This is a genomic window from Enterococcus sp. 22-H-5-01 (genome assembly GCF_050310005.1).
GTDB classification, from domain to species: Bacteria; Bacillota; Bacilli; order Lactobacillales; family Enterococcaceae; genus Enterococcus_A; species Enterococcus_A hailinensis.
In genome coordinates, this window is sequence record NZ_CP189993.1 from 837,504 (window position 1) to 853,696 (window position 16,193).

Consider the following 16,193-nt stretch of genomic DNA (forward strand, 5'->3'; position numbering starts at 1 on the left):
ATAAAGAATAAAGCTTAGCACAGGATAATCATGACGAAAGCTATAATCGTTTTAGACTTCCCCTGTTAGCAAAGTTATCTCAATAGCCATTTACTGCTATATTCTAACTTCACACCCTTAGTAAGGTTCACACACTTTCATCTACATAGTCACCTATGCAGCGGACATTAGTTCTATCGTATAGTTTTGTTTAGCAAATCCTTGATAGGCATTTTGGATATCGCCCATGTTGGTACCCATCTTATTGGCATTATCAGACATATCGATCATGGCCATATTAGCTGTATCTGCGGCTTTTTCTGTATCACCACCAACAGATTGAAGCAAACTTGCACTAAAACCTGTGACATTTTCCATGTAATCATTAGCAGACAGTCCCGATGTTTTATAGGCTTCATCTGCATACTTTTTAACTTTGTCTGCACTACCTTTGAATAATGTCTCCACACCACCGAGTGACTGCTCTAATTGAGCGCCCTCAGAAATAGTAGCTGCGAACGCTTTACCAATGGCAGCAGTTGCAACGACTCCTTTAACTACAGAGACAAGTCTTCCTGCAAGATTACTACCAGCACTTTGTCCTGCCGCACTCGCTTCTGGGTCTAGCTTTCCACGAATGGCACCACTAATACCTTTTGCAGAAGGAACAATTTGTACATATGCTTGTCCTAAATCTGTTGCCATTACAACTCACCTCCATCAATTAAACGTTGTCTCATTTGTTCAAATTCCTCACCAGAATCAAAAACAATCTCGCTTTTTTCTACAGTATTTTGCCCATACATAGACGCTACGACCGAAGTCGGGCGATTTTTTCCTTTTTGCCCATCATCTGTTTTAGCCCAAAATAGCAAGGCTAATTTATCAGAGATATCTGCCAACAAAAGAGTTTTTAACGGGATTGTTTGCTCACTTAAACGAAGCATAATCCGTGATTCTTCCCTTAAACCACAAGAAAAAACAGCCACCGTTAGTGCCGGGAACTGTTTGTAGTCATAAATTTGATAGGTTTCAGCAAGGTCGCAAATCAAAGCATCTTCGTCAATTTTAAGCATTCTGGCAAGGACCACTAGTTTTTTACTTGTGAAATACTTGTAAACATTTCTGTCATTTCTGCTTCCATTTTGTCCATTGGAACAATATCTTCTGCATTTCGGACATGATCTTTTAATTGTTGGGCTTGTTTTTTACCTAACATTAAATTCAATGCTTTAGACAATGCTAACGGAGATTCTTCCACTTCTCCAATAGCTTCTAGCAACTCATAATTATTTAAGCGATCTTTAGATAGCTGATAAGAAAATCCTGATTTTGTTACACCTTTTATCACATTGTTTTTAGCCATTACTTGCCACCACTTTCATTGGAATTTGTATTGGGTTTTTGAATATATTCATAGTGCGTATTTTCTTTATCATCTGGAATTGCGGTTAAAGTCGTTTCGTATCCGATTGGATCACCATCTGTATATGTGATATCACCAACTTCGGTAACTTTCCCACAAGGAATCGTAATCCGTTTCAAGATTCCACCCTTTAATACCATATCTACAACAAGTGCATGTTCTTCTAATTCTTTTGCATTTGCCAAGATTGTAATCATCGTATCGATGGAACCTGAAACGTTTTCCGGTCCATAGACCTCTTTCAAAACATCTGGATTCAATGGTTCAATTAAAGTATATGCAAAAGTGTCTTCTTTTGCTGTTTGTGTCGTCCCGACGGTCTCTCCACCCCATGCTTTAAAATTATCCGATTCTGGTGAATTCGTATTTGTTAGCCCATCCTCTGAAATATATCCTAAGCTTTTAAATTTAGCATCTAAGGCCATTACTGCGTCGGTTGGTAGTTTAGTTCCTAATGGTGCTGAATAAATAGCACCCCCGACTTTAGGTTTTGCTGTTGAAACGTTTTGTGCGTTTGACATTCGTTTCCCTCCTAATAATGATTAATATCAAATACCGCTTGGTAACGATATTCTTTTGTTGTGGTATCCGTAAAGTTGTAATCGCTGTTTAACTTGATTCCGCTTATATCATCAAGAATAATCATGCTTTCAACCACTTCTTTTAATTCTTCATTCAACTTTGCTGCTTCATACATAGATGGTGCGTAGCTTTGAAAAATGAAGGTTGACGTAGGCAAATAATTCCTTTTGCCACTTCCTGCCTTTTCTAACAAAATATATTGTTTTGGTGGCTTGCTTGGACGCTCCAAAAAAGACGGTACAGATAAATGGCCATCAAGAAAGTCTTTAATTACAATCTCAATCATTTATCGCACCGCCTTTAGCAATGTATTATTTTTTAAATTGTCTCTTTTGGCTTGATAAGAATCCGCATAAATCATAGCATTTGCACGATTTTTACCGACATAGATATCTTGTTTATACCCTTCGCCCGCTCGATTACGGATACTTGTAGCTTTTTCTTCTAAAATATTTTGCATTTCTGCTGATTTCAGTAATTGACCAACACCAGCATAATTCATCTTAAATTTATTCTTAGCCATAACGTTCCACCATCACCTTCTTATTCCAATCAAGTGGAATGAGCGATTCAATCCCCTCTAACGAGAGACCAAATGTGCGCCATTCTTGGCCAAAGAACTTCACCTTTTTATCTTCCCAATCATGCGTGTCTCCTTTAGGAATTCCCAACGTATAAACAGCCTTTTTCCCCGTCAGACTTAACTGATTAACAATATCATCTGATGAAGTTGGGGCAATTAAGACGTTTTCTACCGTTACTACTTTATCTTTGTAGATAGGATTTCCAAATGGATCTATGCCTTCTGTGATTGGATTGACTAGTTGAACTGTAATGCCTTTAATCTTCCCCATATAAGGTAATCACTCCAAATCTTTGACGACGTAATCCTAAACGGTTAAGTTCGCTATTTTTGATGAATAGACCCCCACCAGGTATCAGATAAGATCCCGATACGCTATAGCCCATTGCACCCTCTGCAAATTGCGTCATCGGTTCCTGATCTGTTGAAGTCATAAGCGTACGAGCAACAACATCAACCGTCACAGACTTAACGACATTCTGAAACGATGGTCGTTGTTCGATCATTACATCTAGATCTTTTCCGACTTTGAACGCCTCTTCTCTCAATGAGTCTGAAATTACTTGAATCAATTCGGCCGTTCGTACTTTTTCATCACTTTTTAGCGTACGCCATAACAATTCGACATCTTCAATAGTTGCAAAAACAGTCATGGGATCACTCCCCAATCATTAATTTATAAAGATCATCCTTTTTAGCTTTGGCATCATAATCGATACCCATAGCATCCAATTCTTGCATAATTTCTTTCTTGGACACTCCGCTAGTTGATTCGTTTGTTTCTTCAATATCGGACTTCTTTTTTTCTTTTTTTACCGAGTCATTAACATCGATTGAATCTAAATTTTTTTTCTTTTGATTGCTAACAGCTTCCCAATGTTCACCAGAAACAACAAAGGAACTGTCTAAGACAGCTCCTGTTTTAATATTTTTATATCGCATCTTTATTTGCCACCTTCTGCAGCGACTTCTGTAATACGTGCAAATTTTTCAGGAGCCATAATTCCCCAACCCAAAAATGCCTCTGCACGTACATAAATTTGGTTATAACCTTTTAAATCCATTCCTGAATTGTCTGGATCACCATATTGAATGATTTCCATTGGAATTTCTTTTGCATATCCCCATTTAAATGCCTCAGAAAAATCACCAATAATTGCCCGATCATTTAATGAGTTCATATCTGAAATTGTTCGATTGACATCAACTGCCAGTCCATTAATAGTAGATGGTGCGTTACCCCAAGCCAAATCAGGAAACATTGGATTTCCTTGTTTGTCCTTTTGTTTAGCCAATGCTGAACGGAATGCTGGATTCATTGCCATGCCAGAAATGTCTCCTTCTGAGCCATTGACAACTTCTATTGCTGATTCAATCGCTTCATTTGGTTCTGCCAAACCGACTGGCATTTCGACTTTTTGAGTTACTTTCGCATCAAAATGATTAGCTCCGATTACAGTTGAAGCTTCTCCAGTTCGAGGATTAACACCATGAAAAGCCATTAAATCAATACCACGAGAAACTTTTTTAGCAAACCCATCATTGAAGGCCTCTAAAATTTTAATTTGTTCTTCTTCGGATGCATACATAAACTCATCAGAAATGCGAGCGCCGTATTCAATTTTGATCGGCATCATTGTTTGTGGTGCCAATGACATACCACCATGCGTTTTTTTACCACTTTCTGCAACGACATCAATTTCTGAATCCATCGTAAAAGTGAAAACTTTTTCACCATTGAACGGAATAGGTGTTTGAGACGATAAACGTGCTAATGAACTTTTCCCCGTCACTTTGCTAATTAAATCTGTTACTAATTTTGGATCAAATAATGTTCCTCTTTCTAATGTCATAATAATTTACTCTCCTTCGTTTTTAAGACCACTTAATAAATTTTTATACGCACTACTTTTTTCATCACCTAAAGGCGACTCAGTATTTTTCAAGGGCGGTACTGGTTGAGCGGGTTTTACTACATAACCAGCAAGTCGCTCAGCATCGGCCTTCAAACTTTTTTCATCGGTACCTACAAGTCTTTCTGCAAGATCAAACGGTAATCCGTTTTGTAAAGCAATCTTTGTTCGTAAATTTGCTGTCTCATAGTCTGAAATTTTTGCACTCAATTCAGATTTTTCTTGATCAAACAATTTAGATTTTTCGTTTAACTCTTCTACAGTTGATTTATAAGAACCCACTTCATTTTCTAACTCGTTGTTACGTTTCTTGATTTCATCGTAATCTGAATATTTACTTTTTTCACGAATTAATCTATCCTGGATAACTCGGTCCAGTTCCTCTTGTGTTTCGATTGCTTTAAATTCTGACATAATAAAAAATCCTTTCCCAGCTTACCCGGCTGTCTCGGTAATTTTGTGTATTAAAAAAACGACCTTCAACGAAAGTCGTTTAATACCTGATTTGTTGTTTCTTTTTAGGCTTCACACTACTGCAAGCCCAATGAGCTAAAAGTGCACTGTCCATAAGACTAATATCCATATCATCGAATTGCGATTTATACCCAAAGCCTCCATTTGTTCCAATGTTTCGTTTCTCACAATTTGTAACGACGGTTGTTAATGAAGGTTGATCGTTATGACAAATTGATTTTTGATAAATGGATTGCTCCCAAAGCGAATTGGCATTAATAATCTCTTTGACCGTTGGCAGAATTGGGTCTTTTAACTTAAAGTCTTTCATTTCGCTCGAAAGTATCGACTGACCGCCAGCTCCATCAATGACAACCGATTGCACTTCTGCCTGTCTCAAAAAGGCAACAATCCAATTATTTCCGTTTCTAACAGACTGGCAATCAATTGTTTCAACGAATATTTTCCCTGATAAAGTTCGGACAGCAACACTCATGGCAACGTTTGTTCCATCATTCCCATACTTAATTCCAACAAATAACGGACCTTTCAAAACAGGTAAATTATTAACTTTAAGAACTGACCATTCTCTTTCAGAAATAGCAGACTTCTGATTATACTTAGGCCAATAGCCAAGACGTTGAACGTTATGATCGAGTTTATCCTCACCTAATTCAGCTTCGATTTTCCGCTCATTCAAGTGATAGCCCATTGAGGGGTTCGAGTTATACCAAGCATCAATATCATGGATATCTTGAATTTCCTCTACCGACCACTCTGCCCAACCGGCATATTTTGTCGAGCCTGCTAAAGTTGTCTCTCGATAGTGAGTAAACACCGTTCCACTTGATACCGGCGTAGGTGGCGTTCCACACATAATCGTCATAGGATTATCACTGTCAGTTACTGTATATTTCAAAGCTGATTCCTGTTCAGTCGTGTACTCCTGAGCTTCATCGATGACTAAAAAATCAAATCCTTCACCAAGTCCGCCACTAGATGTCCTCGTTCGAAATTGAATGACCCCTCCCGTTTCGTATAGCTCTAATCGTTCTTGACCTTTTGCTTTGATTGAGTTGAAATCTTCTCCTTCAACATATCCGCTATCTTCAAGATACTTTTTGAGCTTTTCATAAGACGAATGAGAAGTGCTAATCCGGTGCGCCGTGTGTAGTGTACTTAACCCTTGTTTTAATGCCCATAATTCCAGCATGTAAACAATTTCTGTTTTACCATTTCGGCGTGGGATGGAATAACCAAACTTTTGATGTACCCACAATCCGCTTTTGTCGATTGCCATAATATCTTTCAAGATATTAAGCTGCCACTCGTAACAATTTCGCTTTGTTTTCTTGTATAGTTCGATCGCTTCAAGATATTTCGTTGTGTCATACGGCAGAATTACCGATTGAGTAGGATGCTGATTACCAAATCTTACTTTAGTAGTCATAGCTTGCTCCTTTCAATCACCTTCATGCATGATAACCCTATCGCTGGGATAATTTTGGGTATAAAAATAGCACCTATCAACTTTTTTTAGTTAATAAGCGCTTTTCATTCTGAATCATATATCATATCTAATTTAAACTGTTCCCACTCTGGTGTTTCTCTAAAAATAAGAATCCCCGTCGAGGTTATTTTATCCACGACCAAGAAAAATGGCTGTCCAATTGTTGGCTCTATATAACCATAATCGGGTAAAAGATACATAAAACTAGGAGTATTTTTTTCAATAGTCCATTTTTCTATACTGTTCTTAATGAAACCTGGAATATCTACCGCATTAATGATAGAGTCTAAATCCTTCATTAGTATCAACCTTCCCTTTTGGCCATAACAATTTTTTCTAAGATATTCAAATTAATTTCAGTGTTATCTATTCTACAATAATTGAGACTTTTAGGTTGTGCTTTTCGAATAGCAAAATATTCATCAATCGGTGCAATTGATCCACTTTGTGCATCTACAATTGAAAGTACCCCATCGATTCTTTCCATGTTGACTATATGAGCCCCGCCTCGTTTCCATGCCATGGACAGTGAATAACGCTCATCCTCTTTTACAATTTTTTCCAATCTCGAAAAATTTTGTTTCATTGTTCTACCCTCAACAAGTGTCGAACTAATCGGCTCTTTTGTCGTTGGATCTACAAATGCATTTATTCCTCTAATTCCTTTTTTTCCAAAGCGTACTACTGTTGAATTTGGTTCAGACCAAATACTTTCATCCGCAGCTGATAAAGCTTCAACATCTAGCCCTCTTCTCCGTAGCTCATAAGTTGGTACGCACCGCTGACAATTGACTTGGTATTCTCGTCCCTTATAAAAGTTTGGATTAGCATTTGTTCTATCAGCTTTTTCAACAGTCATTGGTTCGCCCTTTTTTGCATTTAGAATATTTGCTATATCTCTATTTCCGGCTTTCGTCGATTGGTTTAGATCTTTTTCATTTGCTAACTTAATTCTATCATCCTTTTTGGGATCTTTCCATGTCTTCGACCATACATTTTGCCTTTTCCCATCCTTTGGTACATACTCAACAATACATCTGCAACGCTCATGTCTTCTGTAAATATCATCAGGAGCACTCTCATAGTCATATGCTCCAGCGAGATTTTGACACCATTTACAGGCATGGCCAGATACTTTTCTTATTAATTTAGGATTTAATCCTGCTTGTTTATGAAATCCTGCATTTTCTTTTATAGCATTATCAACAATGCTTTGGCTAAAATTTATAATCGGCTCATTAAGTAGCCAGTTTGTATTTTCATAATCTTGATCACTGGATAATCGGTTAACAATCCCATCTACTCTATCTTCATCAAATATAGGGCTTTGTACTTTCAAATTAATACCTGCTTGTTTATTCAATAGCGACTGGACATCAACTGCATATCCAGAAATTAGTTCATAATTTTTATTCAGTGTTGGTGTGACTATACGATCAGCGATATTAAAATACATTTTGCCGTTTGGTAAAATTTCAGTCGTGATATTTTCCCCTAGAGCATTTGCAGCTATTGAACCGACCTCTATCGCAAACTCATTAACCTCTTTATATGTCGCTTCCCCGCTTTTTAAAGCATGTACTGATTGTTTGATTTTTTTATTTTTAAGCATTTGATTATTGAATTGAGATTGGATATCTTCTAACAGTTTTGGAACGACATCATCCATTATTACCAGCTCCTTTTACTCCAGTAAGATCTCGAATGGTGTCTTCGTCAACAAATCCTTCAATCGCTTGATTTAATTTAATAGCGCCATCACCAATTAAACTCAACATACTTGCATCTGCTTCGAATAATGGTTCCCACTTAGGGATCGTCTCATTAAATTGGTATCGATTGTAAGGATAGCTATCTCTTAAACAAGCTGCAATAAACGCGACATTGAGGAAGCCCGATCCTAACGATCGTTGTGCTTTTCGACCAGCTAATCGTAAATTTTCATGGCTTGCCTTGATAGCTTCTACGGATGAAGGATTTTCAGAAACAAAACCTAAATCATCGAGCGTCAGTCCCGTTTCTCCAGCAAAACCTGCAGCTGCAGTTTTGAGTTGTTCTGTAAAAGGCGACATGCTTGGTGTAGTGAATTGCCCTAAAACTGGTTTGTCACCCTCGTCATCTTTTGTAAACTGCAACATTGAGGATACAGTAGCTTTCCATGTTTCCATGGGATCTGCATCTTGGCTTAATCCTGTAACATATTTTTGCGGAAATGAATAAAACTCTGCTGTAACATCTGCACGTTCTAGTGTACGCTTTGCATATCTTTGAAAATACATACCTGAACGAGTAATTCTTGAACGTCCAAACGGTCTGACTGCATCCGGTCTATGGATGATTGGAACCAACAACGGATAGCCAGTAGGATTCGCAATTGAAAAATTTTTCTTTGACTTATCAGCATAATAATAAAATGTTTGTTCAGGAGCAAAATAGGCTTCCACTAACGGTTGCCCTCTGTCATCTCGCTCTAACACTGCATACCCTTCTGTAAGTATGCCTGTTATCGGATCAATGATTCCTGTGGCGTTACTTGCTTCGATAACCTGTAATCGCGGCATATCATCTTCACCTTTTGAGATATAAACAAATGAACATGATGCAATAAGTGCCGACAATACTGCACTATCGAAAAAAACATCCGGATTATTAGCATCAAATATTTCTTTTACTTCAAAATTGTCGTTTGCAAATTCTCGAAATACCAACCGATCTGCAAGACTATCAACTCCTTTAGCACACCAGCCTAAAATAGATTTATAATTCATCTTCATTTGATTTGGAATTGTTAAGCTTACATCAAAATCCTTATGTTTCATTGCGTATTGGTTATACCGCATTTCAACACGACTGCGCCTTGTATTAAGCTTTTTCTTCAGATAATTCATACCTTGTAATGACATTTCATCTCTCCTTTCAATGTCGCGCGAGAAAATATGTACAGTGACTGCGTGAACGACGGCGCTCAGCCGGGAGGGGGAGGTATGCCCCCTTAAACTTTCACTCGGTTGATTTAAAAATAAAGTCAAATAAAATTACACCAAAATTATTTAGGCCTTATACAAAGTCCAATTTAAGCTTTGAGGAAGGTTTCTATTACCTAATACTTTTGTATCTTTTTTATTGTCTTGTTTATTGTTGAATAACTTGTCAGACTTCTGTCTGTTGCATGTCCAGTGTGCTAACTGCAGGTTCTCAATGGCAGATGGATGACCACCTTTAGAAACTGGTATGATGTGATCTACTACTGCACTTAAAGGATCTGGTGCTTTCAATCTTTTATCAATCGGTTTACCACAGATACCACATACGTTCTCAGTCTTTAACAGCCTCTTGCGATTCTTCTCAAAAGCTACTCGATGTGCACCTTGTCTGTCTGCTCTCAATGCCATAGGTAAGATCCTTTCTATTAAGGTGGATTATCATTAGTTGATATAGCCATTCAACGTAGATTCATGAAGTACACAGGGGACGGACAAAATAAAAAGACCACTCGTGTGAGTGATCTCGATTATGTATAACGTCTCCGCTTGGGACACATTGTAAAGAGGTGTGCGAAGTTCTATTAAAATTAAAGCAACCTTACTCCATTATGGAACCCACTGTTTACCCCTGTCTGGCAGATAGGAATGCTCGGTTGCTGCATCATTCGTTCACGCTTAACGGTGGTGAAACACCTAAGTCACTGGAGTGGTACTGCTCCACTCGGTAATACGGACTGGGAACTCTCTGCTCCGTTGAATTACACTCTATATCTCATGATTGCTCACGCCCAAGTTGTGCGGATCTATCCGCCACAGTGACATAAAGACGACACGTCCTGTTGAGTAGAAATCATTATTCGTGCCGTCAATTAAGTTTCTAACTGCACCTAGAAACTCGTTTGATTCATTGTGCAGATGTTTGCCTTCTCTGTTTCCGCAGAGTGGCAGTGTAGTCAAAACGAAATAATCTATCAAGCTAGACGGTGTATGTTAACTAATTAGAAAGGAGAACTTTCAATGACAGTAAGTTTGAATTGCCTGCTTGATAAATTATCTACTCTATCATTTTATAGCGTTTTAAGGGTGGTCTACCACACATTTTAGAACACTTTGCCTTGTTGAATAGCTAAACTTTCTAATATTTTGTACCTTTTTTTATATACTGATGTTTTAGAGCAATGAATTCGTTCAGCTACATCACGCCATTCGAGATAATTCAATTCCCCCCACATATAAATATCGACAATATATTTCAGTTCTTCGCTAAGTGAATCGTAGGCACGACTAATATCAGCATACAGTTTTGAATAGTAAAGATAACTTTTATTATCTTCTCGTTTAATTAAATCGGTTAATGCTCGTTCTGTATGCGTTTGGCTTCCTTTTATCCACGCATTAGCATCTTCTGGCTTCCATTCTTTAGCAATCAACGCTTCTGCTATTTTACTCGGTATTTTTTTGTATGCTCGAAAATCTTCTTCTAGATCTGCTAACTTCGTCTTTGTTAATTCAGCCAATCCTTCACCCTCCGATAATAGGTTTTTGTTTTTAATTAATAAATACAAGGTGTAAAATAATAGTGAGCTAGGTTCCTTCTTTTTACAACGACTTTTTTGGTAGGCATCGAAAATCTAGCTCACTGGCTGTCGTCCTACTCTTCGGCAGTCTTTTTTGTGTTAAAATGTAGTTGAGCTAGGACTTTCTTAATTCATGCCAATTTTAGGGGACACTTCCAATACCTAGCTCATTGACCACTGATCTCATCGAACAGTGGTCTTTTTTACATATTAGTCTTCACTTGATATTGGTTTGCCTTTCATAAGCTTCACTCCGCACATAGGGCAGCAGTTGATTCTATAGTCCAAATCTATATCTGCATTAATTTCACCAGCTGCAGTCACTGCTTCTACATGAAAGATGTTCCCCTTTATATTTGCACAATCATCGTCTTTAAAGCCGAATCCATCTTCTTGTGCCATATCTTTAATCTTTTTACCTTTTTCACAATACTCACACATCATTCAAAACCTCCATGATTTCATCGGTTAGCGTAGAAACAATCTTTTAATACTCGTTTTAAGCATTTCAATAGCACCGTCATGTGTTTTTTCCAAATCTCTTATATAATTCTCTGCTCTTTCGATTCCGTCCAGGTAGCCTTGTGTATAGGCATCTTTATAGGTTGGATAGGTTGAGTCAGCCAGATTGATTTCTTCTGATTCATACAGCCGTTCTAATTCATCTGAGAACTTCATTCAGCCACCTCCGTTAAATCCCTCTTCATAAACCATAGAGATTCTCCGTTCTGAAACTCTAATCTCACTGCTAAAACTTTTGAATCAATCACATCCACACATTTACCGATTGAACCTTTTGGCACGATGCTGGTATATCTAGTTTTATATTTTTTATTTAGCATTGCTTCATTCCCCATTCCGCAAAGGCTGATAGGACTTGAAATTGTTCTTGCTCTGTCAATTCTAGCCACGCTTTTGTTTGCTCAGAAACACTATATGTCGCAGGCTCCTCATAAACATTATCAGTGAATTCCCACAAAACATATTGGAGGTCATTCCCGACCGAAACCTGTTCTTTCAACCACTCCAACACGATCTGCTGGTTTGAGTTCAAGGGAGGTTTCGCCGGCACAAACCCCTCAATATCAAACCAAGTGTCTAAAATGTCTTTGAATAAAGGAGAGCTTACTTTACTTATTGAGCCGCACGATCCTACAAGCTTTCCATTAATTTGTATGCCAATTCTTCGCATAGTTTGCATTAAATCACACCTCTACTTTCTCGATTGGCACCGCAAACGGCCAGTAGCGTTCATCAATCGATTTGATTGTTTCTTCATCAAGTTTCGTTTTAAAGTCTCTGTATCCTTCTTTTAGCGGCGTGAATCTTGTCTCGTCACTAGTTATGTCAAACCCTAAGTAAAGCTCAAATTGCTCTAGTTCAGCAGCTTCTTCGTTCCATTCAATAAATGGGAGCTGAACATAATACTTCGGAGTTTCTTCGACCTCGTAGCCTTCGACAAAAGCTTTTACTGCAATTAGAAATCTACGATTGTTTTCTTTCTCACTGTTGTTATATAGCCATTTATCTACGGCATCGTTGTCAGCAAGCCAATCACCAATAAATATTCCAGGACCCCACTTACGATGTGCTTCAATATATTCAGCAACATACGCTGGTACTTTGACTTTTTGCGGTTCGTCAAGTTGTTCGACGTAGTTTATAGCAGTCATATAAGCATTTGCCCTTGATTCACATCCCGAATGTCCTTCTGATAGAGGCTCAAAAATTTGTTGGAACTTTAGTGTTTCACTCAATTTATTATTTAATCGTTCAATTATTTCTTGCTTATCCATTTCATACCTCTTTTCTCTTTGATAGGGTGAGTTAATGTAAGTTTTTAATAAACACCAACCAATGTGTTTTACTTCGTTTATTACCAAACAGTGGTTGCTCTCCAATTGCTTCCAGTACATCAGAAAGTGGAATCTGATCCTCATTCCACTTAAAGATTAATGATCCCGAAGGTCTTAGAACTCTCAAGCATTCGGCAAAACCTTGCCTGATGTCTTCTGGCCAAAGTTCATCTAGCCGGCCATACTTCTTAGCTAACCAGGAAGTTTCGCCGGCATGGATCAAATGCGGCGGATCAAACACTACCATGTCGAACTCACTATCTTCAAAAGGCATATCACGAAAATCAGCGACTACATCTGGGTTAACGTTAACCACATGCCCTGTTGGTAGTTCTTCGTAATACTGCCGGCAATCCATAAAAGTTACATCTGGATTTTCCTTATCAAACCAAAACATGCGACTGCCGCAGCAAGCGTCTAAAATTTTAGGCAATTTGTTCATCCTTTCCATGATTCGGGTGGTTAATGTAAGTTTAGTTGTCCATGTCATTAATAATTTCCACAATTTCTGACCTAGCAGATTTACTTAATCTATTGAAAATAAACTGATTTCTATTACTAAATTTCATATGTGCGTATTCTCTTCCAAGCGCTATTCCTAAAATGAACAGAATAATAGTCCATATCATTTGCCGTCCTCTTCTTTCAATAATTCACTAAACTCATTTAACATTTCAGCCCGTTTATCATTGGTTGGATTATTTTCATATCTTCTAATTTCTTTAACCCTCCACAATCTAAACCATTTTTCCATGTGTTCACGGCACAAATCATGTGGGCAATACGTTTCCCCAGTCGGGTTACCATTTACACGTGAAAATGTAAAAAATTCACCATCTGCTTCTTTGCCACATATATCACAAATAATTGTTTCAATCGTTTCAATTTTTTTCATTATCGTTCCTCCTTGATAGGTGTCGTTAGTTGACTTTTTCATACGCCTAAAACTTCTTTTTCGATAAAGTCAATCCAATATCTAGCTTCTTTGCCACATGCTTGAATTGAATTTTCTTGTCTATCTTCATAAGCATTAGCTATTCTTTCTAATTGACAAACTAATTCAGTAGCTACACTTCCCAATAGTTTAATGTTCGGTTGTATTTCATCCATATCAATCCCATGCGAACCATGAGGTGTAGTTCCACCGATTGTTAATTTTAATAGCTTTAAAATTTCTTCTTCATTCATTTGAGTTCCTCCTTGATCTCGTCCGATTACGGACTTTGTGACCATCATTTTTGAGGGTCGCAAATACTTCAACTGACCGACAAAAATGTCGGTCAGTTAACCTTTTCTATTTAAAAAACGGCTTTGTTGTTTCCATCAATCTAATTCCAATAGAATAAAATAAATCGTCCAATATCAGTTACATAGACAATGTTTTCAATGTCTTCACGATCAATTTTTTTATCATTAACGCAAATGGTAATTTCAAAAGGAGTTTTTGATTCGTAATAACAAAGCACTTTCAATATAATCACCTCTTTACATTTTCTATGTGATAGCACCAGTTAGCGTACTAATCTCAACACTTCATTAGTGATAAAACTGAATCGATCTTGATGTAACATATCTTTCCAGTGATAAATTTTATTTAGATAGTTCATTTCGTCTTTTATTTTATTGATTTCATTGATACACAATTCCGACTGACTTACTGCTTGCCAGTATCGTTGAGTAGTATGTGCTGGCGCCAGAGCTAAATCTTGGATCGTTTTATCTGCTCGCTCTTTTTTACGTTCGTATAATCGTAATTGTCTTACTTGTTCTTTCAGAATTAACGTGTAATAACGATCTACTAAATTCATCGTAATTCTCCTATCCAATAAACTTTTCTTTCTTGTATCCGACTTCCAGCAAGAACTCTTCTCGCTGATTCAACGCTGTTCGATAACTCGTTTTCGATTCGATGCTCTTAGACACTTGCTTTGCTTTCTCAACACTCGTGTAGCAGAACAGCTTTCTATCTTCGTCTACAACGATTGCTGCAATATTGTCGTGATATATGCGATACATTGAATCACCTCGAATTTAGGTTTCGTTTGGCTGCTTTGGTCTTGATACCATACTTCTTTAGCCAGTAATAGATAGTTGGTTTTGACGCTTTGAATTTTTCACTAGCTTTTGTTAAACCTAGGTAGTTATAGTAATAGCTAAGCTCCTCTTTACTTGGTGGTTCTATTCTGTGATGTCTTTCAATACAATACTTAGCTCTCAAATAAGTGAACATTCTGTCGCTAACAGAATAAATTTCTTTCATCTCAATAAAAGTTTTTCCCTGTTTTAACAGCGCAACTATGCCGTCTTCTAAACCTGGATGCTTATCCAGATATATTTGATATCTATTTTTTTCACGTTCTTTTGCTTTCGGTTTATCTTTGTCTTCTGATTCTATAATCTTCATTAATTCTTTGTGCTTCCTTTTGGCCTCTTCGTCTAAGTACCATTCTGAATCATTTATCAATACCAATAGTTCGCTCCACGCTTTTTGCTTTTCAGGGCTTTTACGACTCCTCATGTAATCACGCTCCTTTTAAAACGGAAGATCATCGTCACCGATATCAATTGACGAACCACTAAATGGATCTGAATCACGATTGAAGTCTGGCTTAGTATTTTTAGACGATTGAGAAGGTTGATTATAACTGTTTCCTCCACTTTGATAACTGCTATCGTTAGAACTTTGATCCTGTCGTTGTTCATTAGCAGAACGAGACTCCAATAACTGAAAGTTCTCCGCAATAACTTCTGTCACATAAACACGTTGGCCTTGCTGATTTTCATAATTTCTAGTTTGAATACGACCAGTCACGCCTAAAAGAGTTCCCTTGCGGGCATAATTTGCTAAAGTCTCTGCAGATTTACGCCAAATTACACAATTAATAAAATCTGCTTCACGATTCCCACTCTGATTCGTAAAATTTCTATTCACTGCTAAAGTAAAGGCTGCTACGCCTGTTCCATTGGCTGTATATCGTAAATCAGGGTCTTTTGTTAATCGTCCAACTAAAACCACATTGTTTATCATTTAAATTCCTCCTTTAAGTCCAATTCGTTTTCTAGCGTTGTAGTAATCGTTTCTAGCGCTTCTTTATAATCTTTAATAGTTTCTACTACCACGCCATCTGAAAGCACGTAATCTCGTTGTATCGCCACCAAAGCTTTACTTAGATTACTGTAATATCCAACAAGAACTTGTGACTCTCTTTCATTGCCCTCTTTATCTTTTAAAATGGAAATTTCTCCATCTTGATTTCTGCGGGCTTTATTTACGATTACCTGACTGCTATCACTTGTGATTCGATAGTCTAAAGTTTTCATGTTTAGCAT

General features: G+C 37.5%; 28 protein-coding genes and 1 pseudogene. All 29 read right to left on the minus strand.

From position 1 onward, the window contains the following. Positions 1-174: 174 nt before the first annotated feature. Positions 175-684: pseudogene (locus tag ACQKTA_RS04150) on the minus strand (hypothetical protein); the annotation flags it as partial. Further along, the gene (locus ACQKTA_RS04155; protein ID WP_427814286.1) at positions 684-1,055 is read right to left on the minus strand and encodes a DUF5361 domain-containing protein; all 372 of its coding nucleotides are present in this window, start codon (positions 1,053-1,055) and stop codon (positions 684-686) included. The gene ACQKTA_RS04155 and the pseudogene ACQKTA_RS04150, both read right to left, overlap by 1 nt. Before the next feature lie 14 nt (positions 1,056-1,069). After that, positions 1,070-1,345: a hypothetical protein gene (locus ACQKTA_RS04160; RefSeq protein ID WP_427814287.1), complete on the minus strand. Its 276-nt coding sequence runs from the start codon at positions 1,343-1,345 to the stop codon at positions 1,070-1,072. After that, entirely contained in the window at positions 1,345-1,926 is a 582-nt protein-coding gene (locus ACQKTA_RS04165; protein WP_427814288.1) for a phage tail protein, read from the minus strand. The genes ACQKTA_RS04160 and ACQKTA_RS04165 overlap by 1 nt, the downstream gene beginning before the upstream one ends. Before the next feature lie 11 nt (positions 1,927-1,937). Next, positions 1,938-2,273 carry a hypothetical protein gene (locus ACQKTA_RS04170; protein ID WP_427814289.1) on the minus strand — a complete coding sequence of 112 codons (336 nt, stop codon included), beginning with the start codon at positions 2,271-2,273 and terminating at the stop codon, positions 1,938-1,940. After that, positions 2,274-2,510 (minus strand): hypothetical protein, encoded by a 237-nt coding sequence (locus ACQKTA_RS04175; protein WP_427814290.1) that lies wholly within the window; start codon positions 2,508-2,510, stop codon positions 2,274-2,276. Then, the gene (locus ACQKTA_RS04180) at positions 2,503-2,841 is read right to left on the minus strand and encodes a hypothetical protein (RefSeq protein WP_427814291.1); all 339 of its coding nucleotides are present in this window, start codon (positions 2,839-2,841) and stop codon (positions 2,503-2,505) included. The genes ACQKTA_RS04175 and ACQKTA_RS04180 overlap by 8 nt, the downstream gene beginning before the upstream one ends. Then, positions 2,828-3,223: a phage Gp19/Gp15/Gp42 family protein gene (locus ACQKTA_RS04185; protein WP_427814292.1), complete on the minus strand. Its 396-nt coding sequence runs from the start codon at positions 3,221-3,223 to the stop codon at positions 2,828-2,830. The genes ACQKTA_RS04180 and ACQKTA_RS04185 overlap by 14 nt, the downstream gene beginning before the upstream one ends. Positions 3,224-3,227: 4 nt before the next feature. After that, positions 3,228-3,512, minus strand: coding sequence for a hypothetical protein (locus tag ACQKTA_RS04190; RefSeq protein WP_427814293.1), 285 nt, complete (start codon positions 3,510-3,512; stop codon positions 3,228-3,230). 2 nt (positions 3,513-3,514) lie between these two features. Further along, positions 3,515-4,423, minus strand: coding sequence for a phage major capsid protein (locus ACQKTA_RS04195; protein ID WP_427814294.1), 909 nt, complete (start codon positions 4,421-4,423; stop codon positions 3,515-3,517). 6 nt (positions 4,424-4,429) lie between these two features. Further along, positions 4,430-4,897: a capsid assembly scaffolding protein Gp46 family protein gene (locus tag ACQKTA_RS04200; protein ID WP_427814295.1), complete on the minus strand. Its 468-nt coding sequence runs from the start codon at positions 4,895-4,897 to the stop codon at positions 4,430-4,432. A 79-nt stretch (positions 4,898-4,976) separates the two neighbouring features. Next, positions 4,977-6,386: a DEAD/DEAH box helicase family protein gene (locus ACQKTA_RS04205; protein ID WP_427814296.1), complete on the minus strand. Its 1,410-nt coding sequence runs from the start codon at positions 6,384-6,386 to the stop codon at positions 4,977-4,979. A gap of 104 nt (positions 6,387-6,490) precedes the next feature. Further along, positions 6,491-6,745, minus strand: coding sequence for a hypothetical protein (locus ACQKTA_RS04210; RefSeq protein WP_427814297.1), 255 nt, complete (start codon positions 6,743-6,745; stop codon positions 6,491-6,493). Positions 6,746-6,750: 5 nt separating this feature from the next. Continuing rightward, a complete protein-coding gene (locus tag ACQKTA_RS04215) occupies positions 6,751-8,115 on the minus strand; it encodes a toxin glutamine deamidase domain-containing protein (protein WP_427814298.1) in 1,365 nt (454 codons plus the stop codon). After that, positions 8,108-9,349 (minus strand): hypothetical protein, encoded by a 1,242-nt coding sequence (locus tag ACQKTA_RS04220; RefSeq protein ID WP_427814299.1) that lies wholly within the window; start codon positions 9,347-9,349, stop codon positions 8,108-8,110. The genes ACQKTA_RS04215 and ACQKTA_RS04220 overlap by 8 nt, the downstream gene beginning before the upstream one ends. 147 nt (positions 9,350-9,496) lie before the next feature. Beyond that, positions 9,497-9,838: an HNH endonuclease signature motif containing protein gene (locus ACQKTA_RS04225; RefSeq protein ID WP_427814300.1), complete on the minus strand. Its 342-nt coding sequence runs from the start codon at positions 9,836-9,838 to the stop codon at positions 9,497-9,499. 692 nt (positions 9,839-10,530) lie between these two features. Beyond that, the gene (locus tag ACQKTA_RS04230) at positions 10,531-10,947 is read right to left on the minus strand and encodes a transcriptional regulator (RefSeq protein WP_427814301.1); all 417 of its coding nucleotides are present in this window, start codon (positions 10,945-10,947) and stop codon (positions 10,531-10,533) included. A gap of 270 nt (positions 10,948-11,217) precedes the next feature. After that, positions 11,218-11,451, minus strand: coding sequence for a hypothetical protein (locus tag ACQKTA_RS04235; RefSeq protein ID WP_427814302.1), 234 nt, complete (start codon positions 11,449-11,451; stop codon positions 11,218-11,220). A 24-nt stretch (positions 11,452-11,475) separates the two neighbouring features. Further along, a complete protein-coding gene (locus ACQKTA_RS04240; protein ID WP_427814303.1) occupies positions 11,476-11,685 on the minus strand; it encodes a hypothetical protein in 210 nt (69 codons plus the stop codon). A gap of 157 nt (positions 11,686-11,842) precedes the next feature. After that, complete coding sequence (locus ACQKTA_RS04245; RefSeq protein WP_427814304.1) at positions 11,843-12,208, minus strand: hypothetical protein; 366 nt, start codon at positions 12,206-12,208, stop codon at positions 11,843-11,845. A 4-nt stretch (positions 12,209-12,212) separates the two neighbouring features. Beyond that, positions 12,213-12,803 carry a DUF1642 domain-containing protein gene (locus ACQKTA_RS04250; RefSeq protein ID WP_427814305.1) on the minus strand — a complete coding sequence of 197 codons (591 nt, stop codon included), beginning with the start codon at positions 12,801-12,803 and terminating at the stop codon, positions 12,213-12,215. Positions 12,804-12,834: 31 nt separating this feature from the next. After that, positions 12,835-13,296: a class I SAM-dependent methyltransferase gene (locus ACQKTA_RS04255; RefSeq protein WP_427814306.1), complete on the minus strand. Its 462-nt coding sequence runs from the start codon at positions 13,294-13,296 to the stop codon at positions 12,835-12,837. Between the two features lie 192 nt (positions 13,297-13,488). Next, entirely contained in the window at positions 13,489-13,758 is a 270-nt protein-coding gene (locus tag ACQKTA_RS04260; protein ID WP_427814307.1) for a hypothetical protein, read from the minus strand. A 38-nt stretch (positions 13,759-13,796) separates the two neighbouring features. Continuing rightward, complete coding sequence (locus ACQKTA_RS04265; RefSeq protein WP_427814308.1) at positions 13,797-14,051, minus strand: hypothetical protein; 255 nt, start codon at positions 14,049-14,051, stop codon at positions 13,797-13,799. Between the two features lie 323 nt (positions 14,052-14,374). Then, positions 14,375-14,671, minus strand: a complete 297-nt coding sequence (locus ACQKTA_RS04270; RefSeq protein WP_427814309.1) for a DUF1140 family protein — start codon at positions 14,669-14,671, stop codon at positions 14,375-14,377. 10 nt (positions 14,672-14,681) lie between these two features. Next, positions 14,682-14,879, minus strand: a complete 198-nt coding sequence (locus ACQKTA_RS04275) for a hypothetical protein (RefSeq protein ID WP_427814310.1) — start codon at positions 14,877-14,879, stop codon at positions 14,682-14,684. Between the two features lie 4 nt (positions 14,880-14,883). After that, on the minus strand, positions 14,884-15,381 hold the full coding sequence (locus tag ACQKTA_RS04280; RefSeq protein WP_427814311.1) for a hypothetical protein: 498 nt from the start codon (positions 15,379-15,381) through the stop codon (positions 14,884-14,886). Positions 15,382-15,396: 15 nt separating this feature from the next. Beyond that, on the minus strand, positions 15,397-15,891 hold the full coding sequence (gene ssb / locus ACQKTA_RS04285; RefSeq protein ID WP_427814312.1) for a single-stranded DNA-binding protein: 495 nt from the start codon (positions 15,889-15,891) through the stop codon (positions 15,397-15,399). Beyond that, positions 15,888-16,193, minus strand: a complete 306-nt coding sequence (locus ACQKTA_RS04290; RefSeq protein WP_427814313.1) for a hypothetical protein — start codon at positions 16,191-16,193, stop codon at positions 15,888-15,890. The genes ssb and ACQKTA_RS04290 overlap by 4 nt, the downstream gene beginning before the upstream one ends.

Excerpts from the sequence above, each read along its gene's own strand:
- ACQKTA_RS04155 (WP_427814286.1), bottom strand. The coding sequence starts at position 1,055 with ATGCTTAAAATTGACGAAGATGCTTTGATTTGCGACCTTGCTGAAACC.
- ACQKTA_RS04160 (WP_427814287.1), bottom strand. The coding sequence starts at position 1,345 with ATGGCTAAAAACAATGTGATAAAAGGTGTAACAAAATCAGGATTTTCT.
- ACQKTA_RS04165 (WP_427814288.1), bottom strand. The coding sequence starts at position 1,926 with ATGTCAAACGCACAAAACGTTTCAACAGCAAAACCTAAAGTCGGGGGT.
- ACQKTA_RS04170 (WP_427814289.1), bottom strand. The coding sequence starts at position 2,273 with ATGATTGAGATTGTAATTAAAGACTTTCTTGATGGCCATTTATCTGTA.
- ACQKTA_RS04175 (WP_427814290.1), bottom strand. The coding sequence starts at position 2,510 with ATGGCTAAGAATAAATTTAAGATGAATTATGCTGGTGTTGGTCAATTA.
- ACQKTA_RS04180 (WP_427814291.1), bottom strand. The coding sequence starts at position 2,841 with ATGGGGAAGATTAAAGGCATTACAGTTCAACTAGTCAATCCAATCACA.
- ACQKTA_RS04185 (WP_427814292.1), bottom strand. The coding sequence starts at position 3,223 with ATGACTGTTTTTGCAACTATTGAAGATGTCGAATTGTTATGGCGTACG.
- ACQKTA_RS04190 (WP_427814293.1), bottom strand. The coding sequence starts at position 3,512 with ATGCGATATAAAAATATTAAAACAGGAGCTGTCTTAGACAGTTCCTTT.
- ACQKTA_RS04195 (WP_427814294.1), bottom strand. The coding sequence starts at position 4,423 with ATGACATTAGAAAGAGGAACATTATTTGATCCAAAATTAGTAACAGAT.
- ACQKTA_RS04200 (WP_427814295.1), bottom strand. The coding sequence starts at position 4,897 with ATGTCAGAATTTAAAGCAATCGAAACACAAGAGGAACTGGACCGAGTT.
- ACQKTA_RS04205 (WP_427814296.1), bottom strand. The coding sequence starts at position 6,386 with ATGACTACTAAAGTAAGATTTGGTAATCAGCATCCTACTCAATCGGTA.
- ACQKTA_RS04210 (WP_427814297.1), bottom strand. The coding sequence starts at position 6,745 with ATGAAGGATTTAGACTCTATCATTAATGCGGTAGATATTCCAGGTTTC.
- ACQKTA_RS04215 (WP_427814298.1), bottom strand. The coding sequence starts at position 8,115 with ATGGATGATGTCGTTCCAAAACTGTTAGAAGATATCCAATCTCAATTC.
- ACQKTA_RS04220 (WP_427814299.1), bottom strand. The coding sequence starts at position 9,349 with ATGTCATTACAAGGTATGAATTATCTGAAGAAAAAGCTTAATACAAGG.
- ACQKTA_RS04225 (WP_427814300.1), bottom strand. The coding sequence starts at position 9,838 with ATGGCATTGAGAGCAGACAGACAAGGTGCACATCGAGTAGCTTTTGAG.
- ACQKTA_RS04235 (WP_427814302.1), bottom strand. The coding sequence starts at position 11,451 with ATGATGTGTGAGTATTGTGAAAAAGGTAAAAAGATTAAAGATATGGCA.
- ACQKTA_RS04240 (WP_427814303.1), bottom strand. The coding sequence starts at position 11,685 with ATGAAGTTCTCAGATGAATTAGAACGGCTGTATGAATCAGAAGAAATC.
- ACQKTA_RS04245 (WP_427814304.1), bottom strand. The coding sequence starts at position 12,208 with ATGCAAACTATGCGAAGAATTGGCATACAAATTAATGGAAAGCTTGTA.
- ACQKTA_RS04250 (WP_427814305.1), bottom strand. The coding sequence starts at position 12,803 with ATGGATAAGCAAGAAATAATTGAACGATTAAATAATAAATTGAGTGAA.
- ACQKTA_RS04260 (WP_427814307.1), bottom strand. The coding sequence starts at position 13,758 with ATGAAAAAAATTGAAACGATTGAAACAATTATTTGTGATATATGTGGC.
- ACQKTA_RS04265 (WP_427814308.1), bottom strand. The coding sequence starts at position 14,051 with ATGAATGAAGAAGAAATTTTAAAGCTATTAAAATTAACAATCGGTGGA.
- ACQKTA_RS04270 (WP_427814309.1), bottom strand. The coding sequence starts at position 14,671 with ATGAATTTAGTAGATCGTTATTACACGTTAATTCTGAAAGAACAAGTA.
- ACQKTA_RS04275 (WP_427814310.1), bottom strand. The coding sequence starts at position 14,879 with ATGTATCGCATATATCACGACAATATTGCAGCAATCGTTGTAGACGAA.
- ACQKTA_RS04280 (WP_427814311.1), bottom strand. The coding sequence starts at position 15,381 with ATGAGGAGTCGTAAAAGCCCTGAAAAGCAAAAAGCGTGGAGCGAACTA.
- ssb (WP_427814312.1), bottom strand. The coding sequence starts at position 15,891 with ATGATAAACAATGTGGTTTTAGTTGGACGATTAACAAAAGACCCTGAT.
- ACQKTA_RS04290 (WP_427814313.1), bottom strand. The coding sequence starts at position 16,193 with ATGCTAAACATGAAAACTTTAGACTATCGAATCACAAGTGATAGCAGT.